The sequence below is a fragment of the Nocardioides flavescens genome (assembly GCF_009823805.1).
Lineage (GTDB): Bacteria > Actinomycetota > Actinomycetes > Propionibacteriales > Nocardioidaceae > Nocardioides > Nocardioides flavescens.
Genome location: NZ_WUEK01000004.1, coordinates 320,804 through 342,742 on the forward strand (window position 1 = coordinate 320,804; position 21,939 = coordinate 342,742).

Sequence of the window (21,939 nt, forward strand, 5' to 3'; positions counted from 1 at the left end):
TCAGTCGTCGTCGGCGTAGCGCGGGTCGACCTGCTCGGGGTCGAGCCCGAGCAGCTCGGCGACCTGCTCGACCACCACGGTCAGCAGCAGCGCCTCGAGGTCGGTGCGCGACTCCGCCCGGTGCTCGATCGGGCGGCGGAAGATCACCAGCCGGGTCGGGGTCGCGCCGCTGCCGCGCACGAGTGAGGAGAGCGGCACCTGGTCGGACGTCCAGTCGTCGGGCACCTGCGGGGCGTCCTCGACGGCGTACTCCACGAGGCCGAGGCGGTCCTGCCAACGCCGGTCGACACTCGTGACGATGCCGAGCGCGAGCTCGTCGAAGCGCTCGCGGCGCGTGCGTCGCTCGGGGGTGCCGGGGGAGCGGGGGACCACCGCCGGGCCGCGCATCCCGCGCCCCCGGCGGTCGCGTCGACGGGGCCGCGCGGTCGGGCTCTCCTCCACGCGAAGGAGGGTAGTGCGCGCGCCTGGCGCGAGCCGAGTGCGCCCGGAGGTAGGTTCGCCGGGTGAGTCCTGCCCGGCGCTGCTCGCGCACCGCGTGCGACCGACCTGCGGTCGCCACGCTCACCTACGTCTACGCCGACCAGACCGCGGTCCTCGGCCCGCTCGCGACGTACGCCGAGCCGCACGCCTACGACCTGTGCGGCGTGCACAGCGAGCGTCTCTCCGCGCCCCGCGGCTGGGAGGTCCTGCGCCTGGCCAGCGACCTGTCCCCGCGCCCGCCGTCCGACGACGACCTGCTCGCGCTGGCCGACGCGGTCCGGGAGGCCGCGCGACCCGTGGCCCGGCCCGTCGCAGCGCCGGCGGGGGAGCAGGGCAGCCGTGAGACCGGGCGCCGGGGTCACCTGAGGATGCTCACCCACGACGACGCTCAGTAGGGTTCGCCGCATGGTCGACCCCGCCACCGTGCACGCCGTCTTCAAGGCCTACGACGTCCGCGGGCTGGCGCCCGAGCAGATCGACACCGAGCTGGCCCGTGCGGTCGGGCGTGCCCACGTGCAGGTGACCGGTGCGCGCGAGGTGGTCGTCGGCCACGACATGCGGCCCACCTCGCCCGACCTGGCCGGCGCCTTCGCCGCCGGGGCCTCCGAGGCCGGTGCCGACGTCGTGATGATCGGGCTCGCCTCGACCGACATGCTCTACTTCGCCTCCGGCCACCTCGGCCTCGCCGGCGCCATGTTCACCGCCAGCCACAACCCGGCGGCCTACAACGGCATCAAGATGTGCCGGGCCAACGCCGTGCCGCTCGGCACCGAGTCGGGGCTGACCGAGATCCGCGACCTGGTCCTGGAGCCGCGGGCCGCGGGCACCGCCCCGCTGGGCGACATCCGCGAGCACGACCTGCTCGACGCCTACGCCGCCCACCTGCTCGCGCTCGCCCCGTTGACCGGCTCGCGCCGGCTCAAGGTCGTCGCCGACGCCGGCAACGGCATGGCCGGGCACACCGCGCCTGCCGTCTTCGACCGGCTGCCTCGCGACCAGGTCGAGCTGGTGCCCATGTACTTCGAGCTCGACGGCACCTTCCCGCACCACGAGGCCAACCCCATCGAGCCGGCCAACCTGCGCGACCTGCAGGAGCGCGTCGTCGCCGAGGGCGCCGACATCGGCCTCGCCTTCGACGGCGACGCCGACCGCTGCTTCCTCGTCGACGAGCGCGGTGTCGCGGTCTCGCCGAGCGCGCTCACCGGGCTGATCGCCCAGCGCGAGCTGGCCAAGGACCCCGGCGCCGTCGTGATCCACAACCTCATCACCAGCCGGGCCGTGCCCGAGCTGGTCGAGCGGCTCGGCGGCCGCCCCGTCCGCACCCGGGTGGGCCACTCCTTCATCAAGGCGACGATGGCCGAGACCGACGCGGTCTTCGGCGGCGAGCACAGCGGTCACTTCTACTTCCGCGACTTCTGGCGCGCCGACTCCGGCATGCTCGCCGCCCTCCACGCCCTCGCCGCCCTCTCCGAGACCGACGCGCCGCTCTCGCAGCTGATGGCCGAGTTCGACCCCTACCCGCTCAGCGGCGAGGTCAACTCCGAGGTCGCCGACGTCGCGACGGTGACCGAGCGCCTCGTCACGACGTACGACGGGCAGCCGGGCGTCGAGCTCGACCGTCTCGACGGGCTCACCGTCAGCCACGCCGACTGGTCCTTCAACGTCCGGCCCTCCAACACCGAGCCGCTGCTGCGCCTCAACGTCGAGGGCCGCGACCTGCCCACGATGGAGCGGGTGCGCGACGAGGTCCTCGCTCTCATCCGTCAGCCCTGATCCCGCACCCCCACCCAGGAGGCGTCATGCCGCTCAACCTGTCCGAGGAGCTCCTCGCGATCATCGTCTGCCCCGACTGCCACGGTGACCTCTCGCCCGTCGAGACCGCCGCCGGCGGCGAGCTGGTGTGCCAGCAGTGCGGCCTGGCCTACCCCGTGCGCGACGACATCCCCGTGCTCCTGGTCGACGAGGCGCGACGGCCCGACTGATGGGCACCTGGTTCGACGAGTCGCGGTTGGACGACTCCTCAGCGCTGGCCGCCGCCGACCTCCGGCTGCGCACGCTCGCGGAGTCGGGCGCGCGCGTGCGCCGCGAGGCGGGTGAGGCCGCCACAGCGCTGAGCGAGGGCGTGGAGCGGGCGCAGGAGATGGCCCGGCCCCGCGCCGTCATCGCGGCCGGCCCGGACTCCCGCCTGCTGCGCGCGGTCCTGGAGCCGTCCTGCCCGGTGCCGTTCGTCGCCTGGCCTGGCCCGGCCCTGCCGGGCTGGGCGGGCAGCCTGGACCTCGTCATCGTGCTCGCGCCCGACGGCTCGGACACGGGCACGGCCTCCGCTGTCGCGGAGGCCGTGCGCCGCGGTTGCCAGGTGGTCGTGGCCTGCCCGCCGACCTCGATGGTCGCCGAGCACGCGGCCGGTCGCTACAGCACCGTGCTGCCGGTGGCGACCCACGACCAGCTCGCGACCGCCGTGGTCATGCTCGACTTCCTCGACCGGGTCCACCTCGGCCCCGAGGCCGACCCCGACCGGGTCGCCGAGGCCCTCGACGAGGTCGCCATCAGCTGCTCGCCGCACCGGGACCTCGCGGTCAACCCCGCCAAGATGCTGGCGATCGCCCTCGCCGACGCCAACCCCGTCGTCTGGGGCGGCAGCGTCCTGGCGGCCCGGGCTGCGCGACGCGTCGCCGAGTCGATCCGTCGCGCCAGCGGGCGCGGGGCGCTCTCGGGCGACGTCGAGCAGGTGATCCCGGTGCTCGAGGCCGCGCGCCAGCGCGACGTCTTCGACGACCCCTTCTCGGACACGCCCGCCGAGCTGCGCCCGGTCCTGGTCGTCCTCGAGGACGGCTCCGAGGACGCCGTGGTGCGCGAACAGCGCGGCCGGCTCCTCGCCGCCGCCTCGAGCCGAGGCGTACGCGTGGAGACGGTCAGCACCGAGGCGTCGACCGACGTGGCGCGCTACGCCTCCCTGCTGCTGTCCGGCACCTACGCCGCGGAGTACCTCCGCGTCGGGCTGGTCGAGGAGTAGGTCGACGAGCCTCTGGTTTGGCCGCCTCGCCCGGACGGGTACTCCTCCGGGGTGGCGACGACACAGGCACCGGCCGCGGCGGCCGGGACGACGGTGAAGCAGCGCGACCCGTGGTTCGACAACGCCAAGATGGCGCTGGTGCTGCTGGTCGTCGTCGGGCACTCCTGGACGCTGCTGCCGTTCAACGCGGTGACCACCCACCTCTACGACTTCCTCTACGCCTGGCACGTGCCGGCCTTCGTCTTCGTCACCGGCTACCTCTCGCGCTCCTTCGCCTACACCCGCACCCGGATGTGGCAGCTGGTGCGCACCGTCGTCGTGCCCTACATCGTCTTCGAGTGCGCGATCGCGCTGTTCCGCGTCTACGTCGGCGGCGAGCAGCTCGAGAACCTGTTCAAGGACCCGCACTGGCCGATGTGGTACCTCTCGGCGCTCTTCTTCTGGCGCCTCGCGACGCCGGTCTTCAAGGCGATGCCCGGCCCGGTCGCGATCGGGCTGGCCGTGCTGATCAGCCTCGTCGCGGGCGCCTACGCCGGCAACACCCTCGACCTGGCGCGCGTCTCGGGGCTGCTGCCGTTCTTCGTGCTCGGTCTGCACGCCACCCAGGACAACCTCGAGCGGCTGCGCACGCCCCGCGTGCGCACCGCCGCCGTGCTGGTCTTCCTCGCCATCGCGGTCCTGACGACCTGGACCGAGCAGCTGGCCTCCACCGAGTGGCTCTACTACCGCTCCAACTACGGCGAGCTCGACGTGAGCGAGACCCGCGCAGTCATCACACGCGCGGCGCTGCTCGTGATCGGGTGCCTGGGTGCGTTCGCGTTCTACGCCCTCGTCCCGCGGGTGCGCGGCTGGTTCACCGCCATGGGCGCCGCGACCCTGGTCGTCTACCTCTTCCACGGGTTCTTCGTGAAGGGCCTGGCCTACTCCGGCTACATGTCGTGGGCCGAGGACCACTACGCCATCGCCCTCGTCGTCACGACCCTCGGGGCGGCCGTGCTCGCCATGGTGCTGGCCTGGCCGCCGGTCGCCACGGTGCTCAACCACGCCGTCGACCCCTTCGCCTACGCCGAGAAGCACGTGAAGCAGGCCGTCGCCCTCGCCGACGCCCCCGAGCAGACCGACCGGATCGCGGCGGCGATCGAGACCGCCACCGAGGCGGAGCCGGCGTCGACCGGCCGGCGCACCCACTAGCGTTCGGTCCATGAGCGCTGGGCTGTTCGGGCTGCTGGACGACGTCGCCACCCTGGCGCGCCTCGCCGCGGCCTCCGTCGACGACGTGGCCGCGGCCGCGGGGCGGGCGAGCGCGAAGGCGGCGGGTGTCGTCGTCGACGACACCGCGGTCACCCCGCAGTACGTCGCGGGCGTCGCGGCCGAGCGCGAGCTGCCGATCATCCGCAAGATCGCGGTCGGCTCGTTGCGCAACAAGATCCTGTTCATCCTCCCGGCGGCCCTGCTGCTCAGCCAGTTCGCCCCGTGGCTGCTGCCGGTGATCCTGATGCTGGGCGGGACCTACCTCGCCTACGAGGGTGCCGAGAAGGTCTGGGAGCGCATCCGGGGCCACGAGCCGAAGGCGATGGCCGCCGAGACCGGTGCCGAGGCCGAGCAGGCGCTGGTCTCCAGCGCCGTGCGCACCGACTTCATCCTGTCCGCCGAGATCATGGTGATCGCCCTCAACGAGGTTGCCGACGAGGCGATCGTGCCGCGGGCGCTGATCCTGCTCGTGGTGGCCGTGGCCATCACCGTGCTGGTCTACGGCGTCGTGGGCCTGATCGTGAAGATGGACGACGTCGGCCTGCGCCTCGCCGAGCGCGACTCCGCCGCGTCGAAGCGGATCGGCCTCGGGATGGTCAAGGCGATGCCGCGGCTGCTCGCCGTGATCTCGGTGGTCGGCATCGCCGCGATGCTCTGGGTGGGCGGCCACATCCTCCTGGTCAACAGCGCCGAGGTCGGCTGGCACTGGCCCTACGACACGGTCCACCACTGGGAGGAGGCCGTGCACGAGGCCACCGGCGCCGCCGGCGCGGTGCTCGGCTGGCTGGTCAACACCGGCGCCTCCGCCATGATCGGCATCGTCTGGGGAGCCGTCGTGCTCGCGGTGGTCCACCGGCTGCCGTTCGGCGGCGGCCACCACGGGGCTGGTCACGGCAACGCGCAGGACGAGACCACCGCGCACTGACGGCGCTCGGGGATCGTCGGGGATCGTCGAGGATTCAGCCTTCCCTCGGCGTGCGTCCTAGGCTTGACGGGTCCGCGTGGGAGATCCCAAGACGCGCAGATGCGCGGCGCAGACCTGACTCCACCGTCTGAGGAGACACCCGATGGACTTCAAGGTCGCCGACCTCTCTCTGGCCGACTACGGCCGCACCGAGATCACCCTCGCCGAGCACGAGATGCCCGGCCTGATGGCGATGCGCGAGCGCTACGGCGACGCCAAGCCGCTCGCGGGCGCCAAGATTGCCGGCTCGCTGCACATGACCATCCAGACCGCCGTGCTCATCGAGACGCTGGTCGCGCTCGGCGCCGAGGTGCGCTGGGCGTCCTGCAACATCTTCTCGACCCAGGACCACGCCGCTGCCGCGGTCGTCGTGGGCCCCGAGGGCACGGTCGACGCGCCCGCCGGCGTCCCGGTCTTCGCCTGGAAGGGCGAGTCCCTGGAGGAGTACTGGTGGTGCACCACCCAGATCCTGCAGTGGCCCGGCGGCGAGTTCGCCAACATGATCCTCGACGACGGTGGCGACGCCACCCTGCTCGTCCACCTCGGTGTCGAGATGGAGAAGTCCGGCATCGCGCCCGACCCCGCCTCGGCCACCAGCCACGAGCAGAAGGTCATCTTCGACGTCCTCAACGCCTCCTTCGCCGAGACCAAGGAGCGCTGGACGCCCATCGCCGGCGAGATCAAGGGCGTCACCGAGGAGACCACCACCGGTGTGCTGCGCCTCTACGACATGATGAAGGAGGGCTCGCTGCTCTTCCCGGCCATCAACGTCAACGACTCGGTCACCAAGTCGAAGTTCGACAACAAGTACGGCTGCCGCCACTCGCTCATCGACGGCATCAACCGCGCCACCGACGTGCTCATCGGCGGCAAGGTCGCGGTCGTCTGCGGCTACGGCGACGTCGGCAAGGGCTGCGCGGAGTCGCTGCGCGGCCAGGGTGCCCGCGTCATCGTCACCGAGATCGACCCGATCTGCGCGCTGCAGGCCGCGATGGACGGCTACCAGGTCGACACCCTCGACAACGTCCTCGACATCGCCGACATCATCATCACCGCGACCGGCAACAAGGACGTCGTCTCCGTCGAGCAGATGACGAAGATGAAGCACAACGCGATCCTGGGCAACATCGGCCACTTCGACAACGAGATCGACATGGCCGGCCTCGAGTCCTACGACGGCGTCGTGCGCAAGAACGTCAAGCCGCAGGTCGACGTGTGGACCTTCCCCGGCGACAAGGCGATCATCGTCCTCTCCGAGGGCCGCCTGATGAACCTCGGCAACGCGACCGGCCACCCGTCGTTCGTCATGTCGAACTCGTTCACCAACCAGGTGCTCGCGCAGATCGAGATCTTCACCAAGCCCGAGGAGTACCCCGTCGGCGTCTACGTGCTCCCGAAGCACCTCGACGAGGAGGTCGCCCGCCTCCACCTCGACGCCCTCGGCGTGCGCCTCACCGAGCTCACCGAGTCGCAGGCCTCCTACCTCGGCGTGCCGGTGGCCGGCCCCTACAAGGCCGACCAGTACCGCTACTGAGGCTCAGCTCCACCCTCACCGCTCCACCACCGCGACCCGGGCCGATCGGCCCGGGTCGCCGTGCATTTCGGGGCCGCGCACCCCCGTGCGGCAGACTTGAGGGCATGGTGGACCTGGCGGACGGCGCGAGCGACCTCGCGCCGAAGGGGCGCGTGCTCGTCGTCGACGACGACGCCTCCCTCGCCGAGATGCTGACCATCGTGCTGCGCCAGGAGGGCTTCGACGGCCGCGTGGTGACCCGGGGCGACCAGGCCATCGAGGCGTTCCACGACTACCGCCCCGACGTCGTCCTGCTCGACCTGATGCTGCCCGGCAAGGACGGCATCGACGTCTGCAAGGAGATCCGCGCCGAGTCCGGCGTGCCGATCGTCATGTTGACCGCCAAGGGCGACACGGTCGACGTGGTCGTCGGGCTCGAGTCCGGGGCCGACGACTACGTCGTCAAGCCGTTCAAGCCCAAGGAGCTCGTCGCGCGCATCCGCGCCCGCGTGCGCCGCAACGACCGCGAGGCGCAGGAGTCGCTGGCCATCGGTGATCTGTCCATCGACGTCGCGGGCCACGCGGTGACCCGGGCGGGCGAGCCGATCAGCCTGACCCCCCTGGAGTTCGACCTGCTGGTCTGCCTGGCGCGCAAGCCGTGGCAGGTGTTCACCCGCGAGGTGCTCCTCGAGCAGGTCTGGGGCTACCGCCACGCGGCGGACACCCGACTGGTCAACGTGCACGTGCAGCGGCTGCGCTCCAAGGTCGAGCACGACCCCGAGAACCCCGAGATCGTCCTGACCGTGCGGGGTGTCGGCTACAAGGCCGGCACGGCCTGACCCGGTCGGGGGTGGACCGGTGCTGAACCGCGCGGTGATCGAGCGCGCCGGCCGCCGACGGCTCCGGCTGCCCGGCGCCCTGCGCCGCGGGCTGACCTTCTGGCGGCGTTCTGTTCAGGCACGCGTGGTGGCCAGCACCCTGCTGCTCTCGACCGCCGTGATCTGCGCCGTCGGGTGGTTGCTGCTGCAGCAGACCCGCGAGGGCCTGCTCGACCAGCGGGTCGGGGCGGTGACGTCCGAGGTCGCCGACGAGGTGGCCGAGGCGACGGCCTCGCTCGAGTCGGCCTCCGGCCTCGACGCCGACCCGTCCGTCCAGCGGCGCGACCTCGTCGACCTGATCATCTCCCGCGGGCTGACCCGCGGCTACGGCGTCGTCGTGGTCGGGCCGGTCGGCGAGGGCGGGCGCATCGCCGAGGGCGGCACCGAGTCGAGCCCGCTGCTCGACCTCAGCAGCGTGCCCCGCGACCTCGAGGAGCGGTTCGACCAGCCCACGAGCCGCCTGGCCTGGACCTACACCACCATCAGCACCACCGACGCCGACGGCCGCGTCGTCCGGGAGGAGCCCGGCATCGCCGTCGGGTCCCAGGTGCAGCTGCCCGCCGACGGCAGCAGCTACACGATCTACTTCCTCTTCCCGCTCGACGAGCAGGCCCAGACGATGGGGCTGGTCACCCGCGCGCTGCTGTACGCCGGCGGGCTGCTGCTCGTGCTGATCGCCGGCGTCAGCTGGCTGGTCACCCGCCAGGTCGTCACCCCGGTGCGGCTGGCCCGGCAGGTCGCGGAGCGGCTGGCCGCCGGTCGGCTGCAGGAGCGGCTGCGGGTGAGCGGTGAGGACGACCTGGCCCGGCTGGCGACGTCGTTCAACCAGATGGCGTCCAACCTGCAACGCCAGATCCGCCAGCTCGAGGAGCTCAGCCGGGTGCAGCGCCGCTTCGTCTCCGACGTCTCGCACGAGCTGCGCACCCCGCTGACGACGGTGCGGATGGCCGGCGACGTGCTCCACGACGCCCGCGAGGACTTCGACCCGGCGACGGCCCGCGCGGCCGAGCTGCTGCAGACCGAGCTCGACCGGTTCGAGACGCTGCTCACCGACCTGCTGGAGATCAGCCGCTTCGACGCGGGCGCGGCGGTGCTCGAGACCGACGACGTCAACCTCGTCGACGTCGCGCACCGGGTGGTCGACGCGACCCGGCCGCTGGCCGCCCAGCGCGACGTGCACCTCGAGGTGCACGCACCGGGTCATCCCTGCCTGGCGGAGGCCGACGTGCGCCGGGTCGAGCGGGTCGTGCGCAACCTCGTCACCAACGCCATCGACCACGCCCGCCCGGACCGGCCGCGCGGGGCGGCGGCGCCGGCGGAGGGCGACGCGGTGGCGCCGGTGCGCGTGGTGCTGCGGGTCGCGGCCGACGAGCAGGCCGCGGCGATCGCGGTGCGCGACTACGGCGTCGGCCTGCAGCCGGGGGAGTCGGCGATGGTCTTCAACCGGTTCTGGCGCGCCGACCCCGCCCGGGCCCGCACCAGCGGCGGCACGGGACTGGGGCTGTCGATCTCGCTCGAGGACACCCACCTGCACGGCGGCTGGCTGCAGGCGTGGGGACGCCCGGGCGAGGGCTCGCAGTTCCGCCTGACCCTGCCCCGCCACGTGCAGGCACCGCTGCGCCAGAGCCCGCTGCCGCTGGTGCCCGAGGACGCGAAGGAGCCGGTGGGATGAGGCGGCTGTGGACCCTGCTGGTCCTGGTCGGGTGCGTCGTGCTGCTGACCGGCTGCGTGGTCGGCATGCCGACCAGCGGGCCGGTCACCGAGACGGGCAGCACCGGCACCCAGAGCCAGGACCGGGCCGTCAACATCAACCCGCGTCGGCCCGGTGTCGACGACCCGCCCGAGGCGATCGTGCGCGGCTTCCTCGAGGCGATGACCGCGACCCCCGCGATCACGACGTCGGTGGCCCGCGAGTTCCTGACCACCGAGGCCGCGGCCAACTGGAAGCCCACCCAGACGATCATCTACGCGACCGCGACCGCCCGCGGCGCCGTGGGCCAGCAGTCCGTGGACGTGACGCTCGGCGACGCGCACCGCACCGACGCACGCGGCGCCTGGCTGGGCGCGCTCAGCCCGGGCGCGTCGACCCTGGAGTTCTCGGTGGGGCTGCAGGACGGCCAGTGGCGCATCACCGACCCGCCCGACGCCCTGATCGTGCCGCAGTCGTGGTTCGAGGCGCGGTTCCGCCAGGCCTCGCTCTACTTCTACGACCCCTCCGCCACCATCCTGGTGCCCGAGCCGGTCTTCGTCCCCCGCGGACGCCAGCTGGCCTCGGCGCTCGTCGACGGCCTACTCTCGGGCCCCTCGACCGCCATGTCGTCCGCCGAGCTCACCTTCCTCCCCTCCGACCTCCGCTCCCTCGTCTCGGTGTCGGTCTCCTCGGCCGGCGTCGCCCAGCTCGACCTCGCCAACGACGCCGGTGACGACCTGATGCCGCCACCCGCCGAAGCCGAGCTGCTGGTCGCGCAGCTGGCGTGGACCTTGCGCCAGGACCCCAGCATCGAGGCGTTCCGGGTCTCGATCGGGGGGCGTCCGGTGCAGCTGCCCGACCAGTCGACGACGTTCAGCACCGACCTCGGGGCGGCCTACGCGCCGTACGTCGCCGGCGCGAGCACGCAGCTCTTCGGACTGCGCGACGGCGCCCTGGCGAGCGGCACGCCCGAGGACCTCGCCGACGTGAGCGGCCCGTTCGGCTCGGGCGACTACGCGCTGCGGGCCGCGAGCCCCAACATGGCGGCGACGCAGGCGGCCGTCGTCTCCGAGTCCGGCACCGAGGTGCTGGTGGGCCCGGTGCGGGCCGGTGGTGACGACCAGACGGTCACGCGGGTGGGGACGGGGGAGGACTTCCTCGACCCGGCCTGGGACTTCGCCGACCGGCTCTGGCTCGTCGACCGCCGCTCGTCGGGCTCGGTGGTGTCCTACGTCCAGGGCGGCCGGGTCCGCACCCTGGACGTGCCCGGCATCAGCGGCGCCGACGTCAAGGGGTTCCTCGTCTCGCGCGACGGGTCGCGACTGGTCGCGGTCGTGCGGGTCGCGCCCGACACCGACGCGCTCCTGGTCAGCCGCATCCTCACCAGCGGCGAGGGCCGGGTCGTCCGCGCGCTGCCCGCGGTATCGGTCACCGAGGGCACCGACTTCGACAGCACCATCCGGGCCGTCGCCTGGCGCTCGCCCACCAGCCTGCTGGTGCTCCACCCCGTCAGTCGTCGTCTGTTCCAGGTCCGCACCGCCTCCGTCGACGGCTCGCCGGTCGGCCCCGACGCCGTGGCGGTCACCCTCGACCGCGACATCAGGGGCCTCGCCGGCACGCCCGTGCCGGGTGACCGCGAGTACGCCGTCGCGCAGGGTGCGCTCAGCGACCTCGCCGGCCCGCGGGCCAACACCATCGAGGTCGACCCGAGCGTCACGGGGATCGACTACGTGGGATAGCAGTCCTGCTGCCGTCCACAGGTGGCCCCTCGGCCGCCGCCCTCCACAGGTGCGTCCCGGCACACCTCGCGGTCGCGGCAGCCGGGGTGGACTGGTCCGGTGGCGGCGGGCTGGGTGAGGGGTGGGGTGAGCGGTGGAGTGGGCGACGGGGCGCGCGACCTGCTGCTGGGCAGCCACTGCCTCGGGTGCTCCGTGCCGGGCCGGCTGCTGTGCCGGGCGTGTGCGGCCGACCTGCCGCGGACGCCCTACGTCGCGTGGCCCACCCCCGTGCCGCCCGGGCTCGTCGAGCCGTGGGCGGCCGCGCCGTACTCCGCGACCGTGCGCGCCCTCGTCGTCGGCCTCAAGGAGCACCGTCTCCTGGCGCTGGTGCGCCCCCTCGCGCACCTGCTGGCCCTGGCGGTCGCCACCGACCTGCCGGTCTCCGGTCACCCCGTCGTGCTCGTCCCCGTGCCGTCGCGCCGCTCGAGCGTGCGGGCGCGCGGCCACGACCACACGACGGCGCTCGCCGAGCGGACCGCGCGGCTGTTGCGACCGGTCCTCGACATCCGCGTCGCCCGCCTGCTGAGGCTGCGGTCCGGCGTGGCCGACCAGGCCGGGCTCGACGCCGCGGCTCGGGGCGCCAACCTCGCCGGGTCGATGCACTGCCCGAGTCCCGGCGTGCACCGCCTCGCCACGCACACGCCCCGCGCCACGGTCGTGGTGTGCGACGACGTCCTCACCACGGGCTCCACGGCACGCGAGGCACAACGGGCGCTGGAGGCGGTCGGCGTGCCCGTCGCCCGCGTGGCGGCCGTCGCGGCCACGCCCCTGCGTGCCGCGCCAGGATCGGGCGGGTGGACCGGTCTTCACAGCCGATTGTCAGCCGATCACCTTCCGCCCCTGCCGGGCAACGACTAACGTCTCTGCATGGAGTGCACGTGACGAGCGGGCCCGGGGGACACCACCCCGGGCCTTCTGCGTCTCCGGGGTCTCCGGGGCACTCCTGACCAACCAGAGACAGGTACACCTGCGCACAGGGAGGTTCGGATGGACGTCGTCGTCACCGGTCGGCACTGCGAGATCACCGAGAGGTACCGCAGTCACGTCGAGGAGAAGCTCACGCGGCTCGAGAAGCACGACCACCGCATCATGCGGGTCGCGGTCGAGCTCGACTGCGAGGCCAACCCCAGGCAGCGCGACCGCGCTGTACGCCTGGAGCTCACGGCGTTCTCGAAGGGCCCCGTCATCCGAGCCGAGGCCTGCGCGGCCGACAAGATGGCCGCGCTCGACATGGCCCTGGACAAGATGGCGGCGCAGATGCGCCGCGCCTCCGACCGCCGTCGCGTGAGCCACGGTCGCCACGCGCCGGTCTCCGTCGGGCAGGCGCTCGCCGACCTCGCCCCCGCGGACCTCGTCGACAGCGAGTCCGACGGCACGGACGCGGTGCACCAGGTCGGCCCGATCGAGGTGACGGGTGACGGTCCGCTGGTGGTCCGGGAGAAGACCCACCCCGCCACCGCGATGACGCTCGACCAGGCGCTCTACGAGATGGAGCTCGTCGGGCACGACTTCTACCTCTTCGTCGACAAGGAGAGCGAGCGGCCCTCGGTGGTCTACCGCCGCAAGGGCTACGACTACGGCGTGATCTCGCTCGACCTGAGCTGAGCGCCCCGGCACCATCGGCGTGCCCCGGCCCGACCCGCTCGGGCCGGGGCCACGCCCGATGGCCGCGCACCTGGCCCGTGCGGGCCACCCCTCGCATGGGCCGCATGGCTCATCTGTGCCCGGGAGATCGTCCGAACGTGTCATGATGCGACCGTGGTGGACACCAAGAACGGGGACCCGGAGCCCATCCGGGTGCTGGTCGTGGACGACCAGGAGCTCTTCCGGCGCGGGCTGACGATGCTCCTCGCCGCCGAGCCGGGCGTCGAGGTCGTCGGCGAGGCCGGCGACGGCCTGGAGGGCACCAGCCTCGCGGCCACCGCCGCGCCCGACGTGGTGCTGCTGGACATCCGGATGCCGAAGCGCTCCGGCATCGAGGCGTGCCTGGCCATCAAGGAGGCCGTCCCGTCGGCCAAGATCATCATCCTCACCGTCTCCGACGAGGAGGCCGACCTCTACGAGGCGGTCAAGAGCGGCGCCTCGGGCTACCTGCTCAAGGACTCCTCGATCGAGGAGGTCGCCCAGGCGATCCGCGTCGTCGCCGACGGCCAGTCGCTGATCAGCCCGTCGATGGCGGTCAAGCTGATCGACGAGTTCAAGCAGATGTCGCGCCCCGAGCGCGAGCACGTCCCCGGCCTGCGGCTCACCGACCGCGAGCTCGAGGTGCTGCGCCTGGTCGCCAAGGGCATGAACAACCGCGAGATCGCCCGCGACCTGTTCATCTCCGAGAACACCGTGAAGAACCACGTGCGCAACATCCTCGAGAAGCTCCAGCTCCACTCGCGGATGGAGGCGGTCATGTACGCCGTCAAGGAGAAGCTGCTCGATCTGCCGTAGGGGCTGGCCGCCCTGGTGGTCGAGTCTCCGGGCCCGTCCCCGGCCGCCCGAACTGGGCAGGACGGTCTCGTGTTGCCGCGCTGGCAGCGGGACGGGACCACCGCTGGTTGAGGAGGCGCGCCAGCGCCGTCTCGAAACCACCCTCGGCTCGGCACGTGGTTTCGAGACAGGACTCCGTCCTTCCTCAACCACCGAGCGGACGCCGCGTCGGTGCGCCATGTCGGTGCGGGGTGGTTGGGTGAGAGTCGTGGACACGCTGACCCGGCCTCAGGCCCGGCGGATCGCGCTGGCCGCGCAGGGGTTCCTCGACCCGCGCCACACGACGCCGACGATGCGCACCTTCGCGCGCACCCTCGAGCGCACGGGCCTGCTGCAGGTCGACTCGGTCAACGTGCTGCAGCGGGCGCACTACGTGCCGCTCTACTCCCGGATGGGGCCCTACGACACGGCGCTGCTGCACCGGGCCGCCGAGCGGCGTCCGCGCCGGCTCGTGGAGTACTGGGCCCACGTGCAGGCGCTCATGCCGGTCGAGCTGTGGCCGGTGATGCAGCACCGGATGGCGACCTACCGCGCCCAGCGCGGCAAGTGGCTCAAGGCCGACGACGACCGGGTCGTCCAGCGCGTCCTGGCCGAGGTCGCGGCGCGCGGGGCGAGCACCGCCCGTGAGCTCGACGACGGGGCGCCGCGCTCGCGCGAGCACTGGGGCTGGAACTGGTCGGAGGCGCGCAAGGCCCTCGACTACCTCTACATGGCGGGCGAGCTCGCGATCGCCGGGCGCACGAGCCAGTTCGAGGTCCGCTACGACCTGCCCGAGCGGGTCCTGCCGCCCGAGGTGCTGGCCGCGCCGACGCCGAGTCGCGAGGAGGCCGACCGCGAGCTCGTGCGCCGGGCCGCGCGCTCCCACGGGGTGGCGACCCTGCGCTGTCTCGCGGACTACCACCGCATGCTCCAGGCGCCGGCGCGGGTCGCGGTCGACAGCCTCGTCGAGGAGGGCGAGCTCGTGACGGTGCGGGTCGAGGGCTGGCCGCGCGAGGCGTGGCTGCACCGTGACGCGCGCCGGCCGCGCCGCGTCGGGGCCCGGGCGTTCCTGAGCCCGTTCGACCCGGTGGTGTGGCTGCGCGAGCGCACCGAGCGGCTCTTCGACTTCCACTACCGCATCGAGATCTACACCCCGCCGGAGCAGCGGGTCCACGGTTACTACGTGCTGCCGTTCCTGCTGCGGGACGAGCTCGTCGGCCGGGCCGACCTCAAGGCCGACCGGCCGAGCGGGCGGCTGCTGGTGCGCTCGGCGTGGGCCGAGGACGGCGCCCCGCCCGACACCGCCGAGCAGATGGCCGCCGAGCTGCGCACCCTCGCCGGCTGGCTCGGCCTCGACGACGTCGTGACCGAGCCGCGCGGCGACCTGGCCGCCGAGCTGGCCCGCGAGCTCGCCCGGGAGCCGGCCGGGCTCCGCTGAGGAACGTCCCGGCCGCGCCGGCCGTTACGATGGACGACGGCGTACTCCGCCCACACCGCGCGCGCCTCCGGCGCCGACCCAGACCCACCCAGGAGCCACACCACCGTGCCTGCCATCCTCGACAAGCTCCTCCGCATCGGCGAGGGCAAGATCCTGCGTCAGCTCCAGTCCATCTCCGACGCGGTCAACGCGATCGAGGACGACTTCGTCGCGATGAGCGACGAGGAGCTGCAGGGCATGACCGCCGAGTTCCGCGAGCGGCTCGCGAAGGGCGAGGAGCTCGACGACCTCATGCCGGAGGCGTTCGCCACCGTGCGCGAGGCGGCGCGACGGGTCCTGGGCATGCGCCCGTTCGACGTGCAGATCCAGGGCGGGGCGGCGCTCCACCTCGGCAACATCGCCGAGATGAAGACCGGTGAGGGCAAGACCCTCGTCGCCGTGCTCCCGTCCTACCTCAACGCCCTGTCGGGCAAGGGCGTCCACGTCGTCACGGTCAACGACTACCTCGCGAAGTACCAGTCCGAGATGATGGGCCGCGTCCACCACTTCCTCGGGCTCACCGTCGGCGTGATCCTGCCCGAGATGCGCCCCGACGAGCGGCGCGCGGCGTACAACTGCGACATCACCTACGGCACCAACAACGAGCTCGGCTTCGACTACCTGCGCGACAACATGGCGGGCTCGATCGAGGAGTGCGTGCAGCGCGGTCACAACTTCGCGGTCGTCGACGAGGTCGACTCGATCCTCATCGACGAGGCCCGCACCCCGCTGATCATCAGCGGCCCGACGCAGGACGAGGTGAAGTGGTACGGCGAGTTCGCCAAGATCGCCCGCCGCCTCGAGTTGGACGTCGACTACGAGGTCGACGAGAAGAAGCGCACGATCTCCGTGCTCGAGCCCGGCATCACCAAGGTCGAGGACCACCTCGGCATCGAGAACCTCTACGAGTCGGTCAACACCCCGCTCATCTCCTTCCTCAACAACTCCATCAAGGCCAAGGAGCTGTTCCGCAAGGACAAGGAGTACGTCGTCATGCAGGGCGAGGTGCTCATCGTCGACGAGCACACCGGCCGCATGCTCGCCGGGCGTCGCTACAACGACGGCCTCCACCAGGCCATCGAGGCCAAGGAGGGCGTGCAGGTCCGCGAGGAGTACCAGACCCTCGCCACGGTGACCCTGCAGAACTACTTCCGCCTCTACGACAAGCTGTCCGGGATGACCGGCACGGCGATGACCGAGGCCAGCGAGTTCGACAAGATCTACAAGCTCGGCGTGGTCCCGATCCCGACCAACAAGCCGATGGCCCGCAAGGACATGCCCGACCTCGTCTACCGCACCGAGGAGGCGAAGTACGACGCCGTCGTCGAGGACATCCGCGAGCGCCACGAGAAGGGCCAGCCGGTCCTCGTCGGCACGGTCTCGGTCGAGAAGTCCGAGCACCTGTCCGACAAGCTGAAGAAGCTCGGCGTCCCGCACACCGTCCTCAACGCGAAGTACCACGCCGACGAGGCGAAGGTCGTCGCCGTCGCGGGCCACCGCGGCGCGGTCACCGTCGCGACCAACATGGCCGGTCGAGGCACCGACATCATGCTCGGTGGCTCGACGGAGTTCCTGGCCGACCAGCAGCTGCGCGAGCGCGGTCTCGACCCGGTCGAGACCCCCGAGGAGTACGACGCCGCCTGGCCCGAGACCCTCGCGAAGGTCAAGGAGCAGGTCGCTCGCGAGCACGACGAGGTCAAGGAGCTCGGCGGTCTCTACGTCGTCGGCACCGAGCGTCACGAGTCGCGCCGCATCGACAACCAGCTGCGTGGTCGCTCCGGCCGTCAGGGCGACCCGGGGGAGTCCCGGTTCTACCTGTCGCTGCAGGACGAGCTGATGCGGTTGTTCAAGTCCGACTGGGTCGACCGCGTGCTGACCGCGCTGAAGATCCCCGACGACGTCCCGATCGAGAACAAGCGGGTCACCAACGCGATCGCCAACGCCCAGGGCCAGGTCGAGTCGCAGAACTTCGAGTCCCGCAAGAACGTCCTCAAGTACGACGACGTCATGGACCGCCAGCGCAAGGTGATCTACAGCGAGCGCCGCGAGGTGCTCGAGGGTGCGGACATCGAGGACCAGGTCCGCACGTTCATCGACGACGTCGTGACCGGCGTCGTCACGGAAGCGACCCAGGAGTTCCCGGAGGAGTGGGACCTCGAGCAGCTGTGGACCGACCTGCGCCAGATCTGGCCGGTGACCGTCGACCGCGAGCAGCTCGTGGCGGACGCCGGCGGGCTCGCCGGCATCGACCGCGAGGAGCTCATCGCCACGCTGCAGAAGGACGCGCAGGCGGCGTACGACGCGCGCGAGCAGGAGGTCGGCGAGGAGGTCATGCGTGAGCTGGAGCGTCGCGTGCTGCTCTCGGTGCTCGACCGGAAGTGGCGCGAGCACCTCTACGAGATGGACTACCTGCGCGAGGGCATCTACCTGCGCGCCTACTCCCAGCGCGACCCGCTCGTGGAGTACCAGCGTGAGGGCTTCGACATGTTCGCGGCGATGATGGACGGCATCAAGGAGGAGGCCGTCGGCTTCCTGTTCAACCTCGAGGTCACCGTCGAGGACGATGACGACGACGAGCCGGAGATCGAGGTCGAGGAGCCCCTGCGTCGCACCATCGGCGACTTCGTCGAGGACGACTCCGACGCCGCCGATTCCGACGACGCCGACGACGAGGTCTCGGCGGATGACCCGCAGATCGCCTCCGGTCCGGCCGAGTCGCCCAACGAGGAGCTCGAGGACCCGACCGCGGCGTTCGCGCGCACCCCGCAGGTCAAGGCCAAGGGACTCGACGCCCCGCGTCCGCCGCAGAAGCTGAGCTACTCCGCGCCGTCGGAGGACGGCGAGGCCGAGGTGCGCAGCGAAGCGTCGGCGACCGACGACCCGTTCGCCAAGGTGGGTCGCAACGCGCAGTGCCCCTGCGGCTCGGGCAAGAAGTACAAGCAGTGCCACGGCCGCCCCGGTGGTCCCACCGGGCTGACCGCCCGCGCCGCCGGCGGCTGAGCCACCGCGGGCCGGGGCTCGCTCAGGCGAACTCCACCGCGACGCAGACCCAGTGCCGAGCGCCGTCGCGGCGCGAGACCCGGCGCTCGAAGCGCAGTGCCAGCGCTCGTGACCGCTCGCCGTAGCGGACGCGGGCGCTGGCCTCGACGACCCGCGGGCCTACGAACGACGTCCGCACGGAGGCGACGTGGGGCCGGACCGGCTGCACCCGCTCCTGACCGGCGTCGTGGCCGCCCGCCCGAGCGACGAGCTGGGCGCGGCGCTGCAGGTCGGCGTAGACCTCGGAGGTCGACCAGCGCAGCAGTTGGGTGACCGGCCGGTCGCCGCCTACGACTTCGACCGTGGCCTGCACGAAGCGCTGGACCCACGCGTCGAGCCCGCGTCGCGTCGCTGCGTCGACCTGGGTGTCGACGTGGGTGTCGATCCCGATCACGTCGGCGAGCGGGCGCGGCAGAGGACGGTCGCGGCGGCCGAGATCGAGCGCGAGCGCGCCCTGCACGGAGTCGTCGGTGCGCCCGTCGGTGCGGTCGGCACGGTGGTGGGGCAGTCGGTGGACGGTCATCGCTTCTCCTGGGTGGACGGTCCGGGGTCGGTGAGCCGAAGCCCGGGGTGGACGAGGTCGGGGTCGGCGCCGATCAGCGCACGGTTGGCGGCGTAGAGCCGACGCCAGGCGGCATCGACGTCGGAGTCGGACGCGTCGCGCGGCAGCCGCGCGGCGGCCAGGCGCCAGAGGGTGTCGCCGGCGTGGACGACGATCGGGTCAGCGGGGGCGGTGCGGGACCGGTGCGGACCGTCTGTCGCCCGCTCGGGCATCGGGAGCCCGGCGATCCGGTCCGCGGGGGGCCGGGCCTGCGCGGCCTGCGCGCTCGGAGCCAGCAGAGCCGCGCCGACGGCCACGCCGCACGCGGCGAGGACCAGCCGGCGCACGACGCTGCGAGACGGGGTGTGGGCCGGCCCGGCACCTCGCCAGGCCTCGGCGACCGCGGCGATGCTGCTGCACCAGACCCCCACGGTGCTCACCAGCAGGAGCCCGAGGCAGAGCCGCACGACGGCGTCGCCCGCTGTCTGCGGTGCTGGGGACAGGGCCGCTCGGCCCAGCAGGTGCACGAGGCCGCCCGCCGCCGTAGTCAGGCCGAGCCCCACCAGGCTGCAGCGCACTCGATGCATCTTCGTCCCGATCTATGCGTTTGCTTGCGTTTGCATCAGTCAACGCCGATCGATGGGCATCGTCAAACGGTTGTCCACAGCCGCCGGATCCGTACTCACCGACGTTCTGGGGGTCTGAGAGGCGTCTCAGGGCCCCAGAACGTCGGTGACTACCGCCCCGGGGAGGAAGAGGTGTGCCAGGGTCGAGGCGTGGCCTGGGAGGAAGAGCTGTTCGCCTACCTCGACGACCTCGAAGGGCAGGCGGCAGCGCTCTACGACGCCGAGCGTGAGCCGGAGCTCGCCGACCGCAGCCGCGCGGAGTACCAGCAGGTCACGCTGGCCTCACGGCTGGCGGCGAGCGTCGACCGCGACGTGACGCTCGAGGTGTCGGGCACCGGTTCGGTCGCGGGGCGCCTGGAACGGGTCGGCACCGGCTGGTGCCTGCTGCACGGGGCCGGTCAGGACTGGATCGTCCGGCTCGAGGCCCTGGTCGCGGTCCACGGCGCCTCCGAGCGCTCCTTACCGGAGGTGGCCTGGTCGCCGCTCACGCGGCTCGGCGTCGGGGGAGCCCTGCGACGGCTGGCCGAGAGCGGCGAGCCCTGCTCGGTCCACGTGGTCGACGGTCGCCGTCACGACGGCGTGCTGGAGCGCGTGGGCGCCGACTTCGTAGAGGTCAGCTCGGGTGAGCAGCGACGGCAGGTGCTGGTGGCCTTCGGAGCCGTCGCCGCGGTGCAGTCGCGGCGCTGACCTCCGAGGTCGGAGAGCCGGGAGCCTCAGGTCGCCTCGAGGTCGTACGGCGGGGTCTCGCCGTCCTTGAGCGGACGCAGCCCGCGCCGCTTGGGCTTGGCGTCCTCCTCGGCGTCGTTCATCGCCTCGATGATGTGCTTGCGCACGATCGTGCGCGGGTCGAGGTCGCGCAGCTCGAGGTCGGCGTACTCCGGCCCGAGCTCGTCGCGCAGCTCGTCGCGCGCGGCGTTGGCGAACTGGCGGGCCTTGCGCAGCATCGCGCCCGCCTGCTTCGCCATGTCGGGCAGCCGGTCAGGACCGAACACGAGGACAGCGACCAGTGCGATGACCGCCAGCTCCGGCAGTCCGATCCCGAACACGCCTCGAACCTACCGCCCGGCCGGAGTGAGGCCGAGCTGCATCCCGGCCAGACCGCGACCGCGGCCGGCGAGCCGGGTCGCGACGTCACGCAGCACGACGGCCGCGGGAGCGGTGGGGTCGTGCTCGACGATCGGCTTGCCGACGTCGCCGCCCTCACGCAGCGAGACGTCGAGGGGGATGCTGCCGAGCACGGGGACGTCGTAGCCGAAGCGCCGGCCGAGGGTCTCGGCGACCCGCTGGCCGCCGCCGGAGCCGAACAGCTCGATGCGGTGCTCCTTGCCCTCGGGGGTGCAGTGCGGGCAGGGGAGGTAGCTCATGTTCTCGACGACGCCGACGACGCGCTGGTGCATCATCGAGGCCATCGTGCCGGCGCGCTCCGCGACCTCGGCGGCCGCCTCCTGCGGAGTGGTCACGACGACGACCTCGGCACCCGGCAGGTGCTGGCCGAGCGAGATCGCCACGTCGCCGGTGCCCGGGGGCAGGTCGAGCAGGAGCACGTCGAGGTCGCCCCAGTAGACGTCGGCGAGCATCTGCACGAGCGCCCGGTCGAGCATCGGGCCGCGCCAGGCGACGACCTGGTCACGGCGCGGCTTGAGCATGCCGATCGAGATGACCGAGACGCCGCTTGAGGTCGGCACCGGCATGATCAGGTCCTCGACCTGGGTCGGGCGGGCGTCGGCGACGCCGAGCATGGCCGGGACCGAGTGGCCGTAGATGTCGGCGTCGACGATCCCGACCTTGAGGCCCTGGGCCGCCATCGCCTGCGCGAGGTTGACCGTGACCGACGACTTGCCGACGCCGCCCTTGCCGGAGGCGATCGCGAAGACCTTGGTGAGCGAGCCGGGCTGGGAGAACAGGATCTCGCGCTGCGCCTGGCCGCCGGAGAGCGTCTCCTTCAGGCCGGCGCGCTGCTCGGGGGTCATCACGCCGAGGGTGAGGTCGACGTCGGTGATGCCGTCGACGCGGCGCACGGCGGCGTTGACGTCGCGGTTGATGGTGTCCTTGAGCGGACAGCCCGCCACGGTGAGCAGGACGGTCAGGTGCACGACGCCCGCGTCGTCGACCTGGACGGTGTCCACCATGCCCAGCTCGGTGATCGGCCGCTTGATCTCGGGGTCGTTGACGGTGCCGAGGGCGGCGGTGACCTGCTCGAGGAGGGGACTGCTCATGATGTCCGAGCCTAGT

General features: G+C 72.3%; 21 protein-coding genes. 16 read left to right on the plus strand and 5 right to left on the minus strand.

Annotated features, from left to right (window positions below):
• The gene (locus GRQ65_RS08545) at nucleotides 1-441 is read right to left on the minus strand and encodes a metallopeptidase family protein (RefSeq protein ID WP_337191574.1); all 441 of its coding nucleotides are present in this window, start codon (nucleotides 439-441) and stop codon (nucleotides 1-3) included.
• A 62-nt stretch (nucleotides 442-503) separates the two neighbouring features.
• Between GRQ65_RS08545 and GRQ65_RS08550 the strand changes: the two genes are divergently transcribed.
• The 15 genes from GRQ65_RS08550 to secA all read left to right on the plus strand — a co-directional run bounded on the left by GRQ65_RS08550 (nucleotide 504) and on the right by secA (nucleotide 18,501).
• Nucleotides 504-875, plus strand: a complete 372-nt coding sequence (locus GRQ65_RS08550) for a DUF3499 family protein (RefSeq protein WP_160877171.1) — start codon at nucleotides 504-506, stop codon at nucleotides 873-875.
• Between the two features lie 10 nt (nucleotides 876-885).
• Nucleotides 886-2,253: a phosphomannomutase/phosphoglucomutase gene (locus GRQ65_RS08555; RefSeq protein WP_160877173.1), complete on the plus strand. Its 1,368-nt coding sequence runs from the start codon at nucleotides 886-888 to the stop codon at nucleotides 2,251-2,253.
• A 26-nt stretch (nucleotides 2,254-2,279) separates the two neighbouring features.
• Nucleotides 2,280-2,462, plus strand: a complete 183-nt coding sequence (locus GRQ65_RS08560; RefSeq protein WP_160877175.1) for a Trm112 family protein — start codon at nucleotides 2,280-2,282, stop codon at nucleotides 2,460-2,462.
• Nucleotides 2,462-3,493 carry an SIS domain-containing protein gene (locus GRQ65_RS08565; protein ID WP_160877177.1) on the plus strand — a complete coding sequence of 344 codons (1,032 nt, stop codon included), beginning with the start codon at nucleotides 2,462-2,464 and terminating at the stop codon, nucleotides 3,491-3,493. The genes GRQ65_RS08560 and GRQ65_RS08565 overlap by 1 nt, the downstream gene beginning before the upstream one ends.
• A gap of 51 nt (nucleotides 3,494-3,544) precedes the next feature.
• Nucleotides 3,545-4,684 (plus strand): acyltransferase family protein, encoded by a 1,140-nt coding sequence (locus tag GRQ65_RS08570; RefSeq protein ID WP_160877179.1) that lies wholly within the window; start codon nucleotides 3,545-3,547, stop codon nucleotides 4,682-4,684.
• A gap of 10 nt (nucleotides 4,685-4,694) precedes the next feature.
• Entirely contained in the window at nucleotides 4,695-5,669 is a 975-nt protein-coding gene (locus GRQ65_RS08575; RefSeq protein WP_160877181.1) for a DUF808 domain-containing protein, read from the plus strand.
• A gap of 142 nt (nucleotides 5,670-5,811) precedes the next feature.
• Nucleotides 5,812-7,242 (plus strand): adenosylhomocysteinase, encoded by a 1,431-nt coding sequence (gene ahcY, locus GRQ65_RS08580; RefSeq protein WP_160877183.1) that lies wholly within the window; start codon nucleotides 5,812-5,814, stop codon nucleotides 7,240-7,242.
• A gap of 104 nt (nucleotides 7,243-7,346) precedes the next feature.
• Nucleotides 7,347-8,060 (plus strand): MtrAB system response regulator MtrA, encoded by a 714-nt coding sequence (mtrA, locus tag GRQ65_RS08585; RefSeq protein WP_160877185.1) that lies wholly within the window; start codon nucleotides 7,347-7,349, stop codon nucleotides 8,058-8,060.
• A gap of 19 nt (nucleotides 8,061-8,079) precedes the next feature.
• Complete coding sequence (mtrB, locus tag GRQ65_RS08590) at nucleotides 8,080-9,771, plus strand: MtrAB system histidine kinase MtrB (RefSeq protein ID WP_337191575.1); 1,692 nt, start codon at nucleotides 8,080-8,082, stop codon at nucleotides 9,769-9,771.
• Nucleotides 9,768-11,528 carry an LpqB family beta-propeller domain-containing protein gene (locus tag GRQ65_RS08595; RefSeq protein ID WP_160877187.1) on the plus strand — a complete coding sequence of 587 codons (1,761 nt, stop codon included), beginning with the start codon at nucleotides 9,768-9,770 and terminating at the stop codon, nucleotides 11,526-11,528. Before mtrB ends, GRQ65_RS08595 begins: the two co-directional genes overlap by 4 nt.
• 126 nt (nucleotides 11,529-11,654) lie before the next feature.
• Nucleotides 11,655-12,425 carry a ComF family protein gene (locus GRQ65_RS08600; protein WP_337191576.1) on the plus strand — a complete coding sequence of 257 codons (771 nt, stop codon included), beginning with the start codon at nucleotides 11,655-11,657 and terminating at the stop codon, nucleotides 12,423-12,425.
• 129 nt (nucleotides 12,426-12,554) lie between these two features.
• A complete protein-coding gene (gene hpf, locus GRQ65_RS08605) occupies nucleotides 12,555-13,172 on the plus strand; it encodes a ribosome hibernation-promoting factor, HPF/YfiA family (RefSeq protein WP_160877191.1) in 618 nt (205 codons plus the stop codon).
• 153 nt (nucleotides 13,173-13,325) lie between these two features.
• Nucleotides 13,326-14,006, plus strand: a complete 681-nt coding sequence (locus GRQ65_RS08610; RefSeq protein ID WP_337191577.1) for a response regulator — start codon at nucleotides 13,326-13,328, stop codon at nucleotides 14,004-14,006.
• A gap of 247 nt (nucleotides 14,007-14,253) precedes the next feature.
• Entirely contained in the window at nucleotides 14,254-15,462 is a 1,209-nt protein-coding gene (locus tag GRQ65_RS08615) for a winged helix-turn-helix domain-containing protein (protein WP_337191578.1), read from the plus strand.
• A gap of 105 nt (nucleotides 15,463-15,567) precedes the next feature.
• A complete protein-coding gene (gene secA / locus GRQ65_RS08620) occupies nucleotides 15,568-18,501 on the plus strand; it encodes a preprotein translocase subunit SecA (protein ID WP_160877195.1) in 2,934 nt (977 codons plus the stop codon).
• Between the two features lie 22 nt (nucleotides 18,502-18,523).
• On the opposite strand, the gene GRQ65_RS08625 is transcribed toward secA, so the two are convergent.
• Nucleotides 18,524-19,063, minus strand: coding sequence for an Rv3235 family protein (locus tag GRQ65_RS08625; protein ID WP_160877197.1), 540 nt, complete (start codon nucleotides 19,061-19,063; stop codon nucleotides 18,524-18,526).
• Entirely contained in the window at nucleotides 19,060-19,659 is a 600-nt protein-coding gene (locus GRQ65_RS08630; RefSeq protein ID WP_160877199.1) for a LysM peptidoglycan-binding domain-containing protein, read from the minus strand. Before GRQ65_RS08630 ends, GRQ65_RS08625 begins: the two co-directional genes overlap by 4 nt.
• A 198-nt stretch (nucleotides 19,660-19,857) precedes the next feature.
• Here GRQ65_RS08630 and GRQ65_RS08635 point away from each other — a divergent pair, with 198 nt between their 5' ends.
• Nucleotides 19,858-20,394: a hypothetical protein gene (locus tag GRQ65_RS08635; RefSeq protein WP_160877201.1), complete on the plus strand. Its 537-nt coding sequence runs from the start codon at nucleotides 19,858-19,860 to the stop codon at nucleotides 20,392-20,394.
• Nucleotides 20,395-20,420: 26 nt separating this feature from the next.
• On the opposite strand, the gene GRQ65_RS08640 is transcribed toward GRQ65_RS08635, so the two are convergent.
• Both GRQ65_RS08640 and GRQ65_RS08645 read right to left on the minus strand, forming a co-directional pair.
• The gene (locus GRQ65_RS08640; protein ID WP_160877203.1) at nucleotides 20,421-20,753 is read right to left on the minus strand and encodes a sec-independent translocase; all 333 of its coding nucleotides are present in this window, start codon (nucleotides 20,751-20,753) and stop codon (nucleotides 20,421-20,423) included.
• Nucleotides 20,754-20,762: 9 nt separating this feature from the next.
• Entirely contained in the window at nucleotides 20,763-21,923 is a 1,161-nt protein-coding gene (locus tag GRQ65_RS08645; protein WP_160877205.1) for an Mrp/NBP35 family ATP-binding protein, read from the minus strand.
• Between the last annotated feature and the right edge of the window lie 16 nt (nucleotides 21,924-21,939).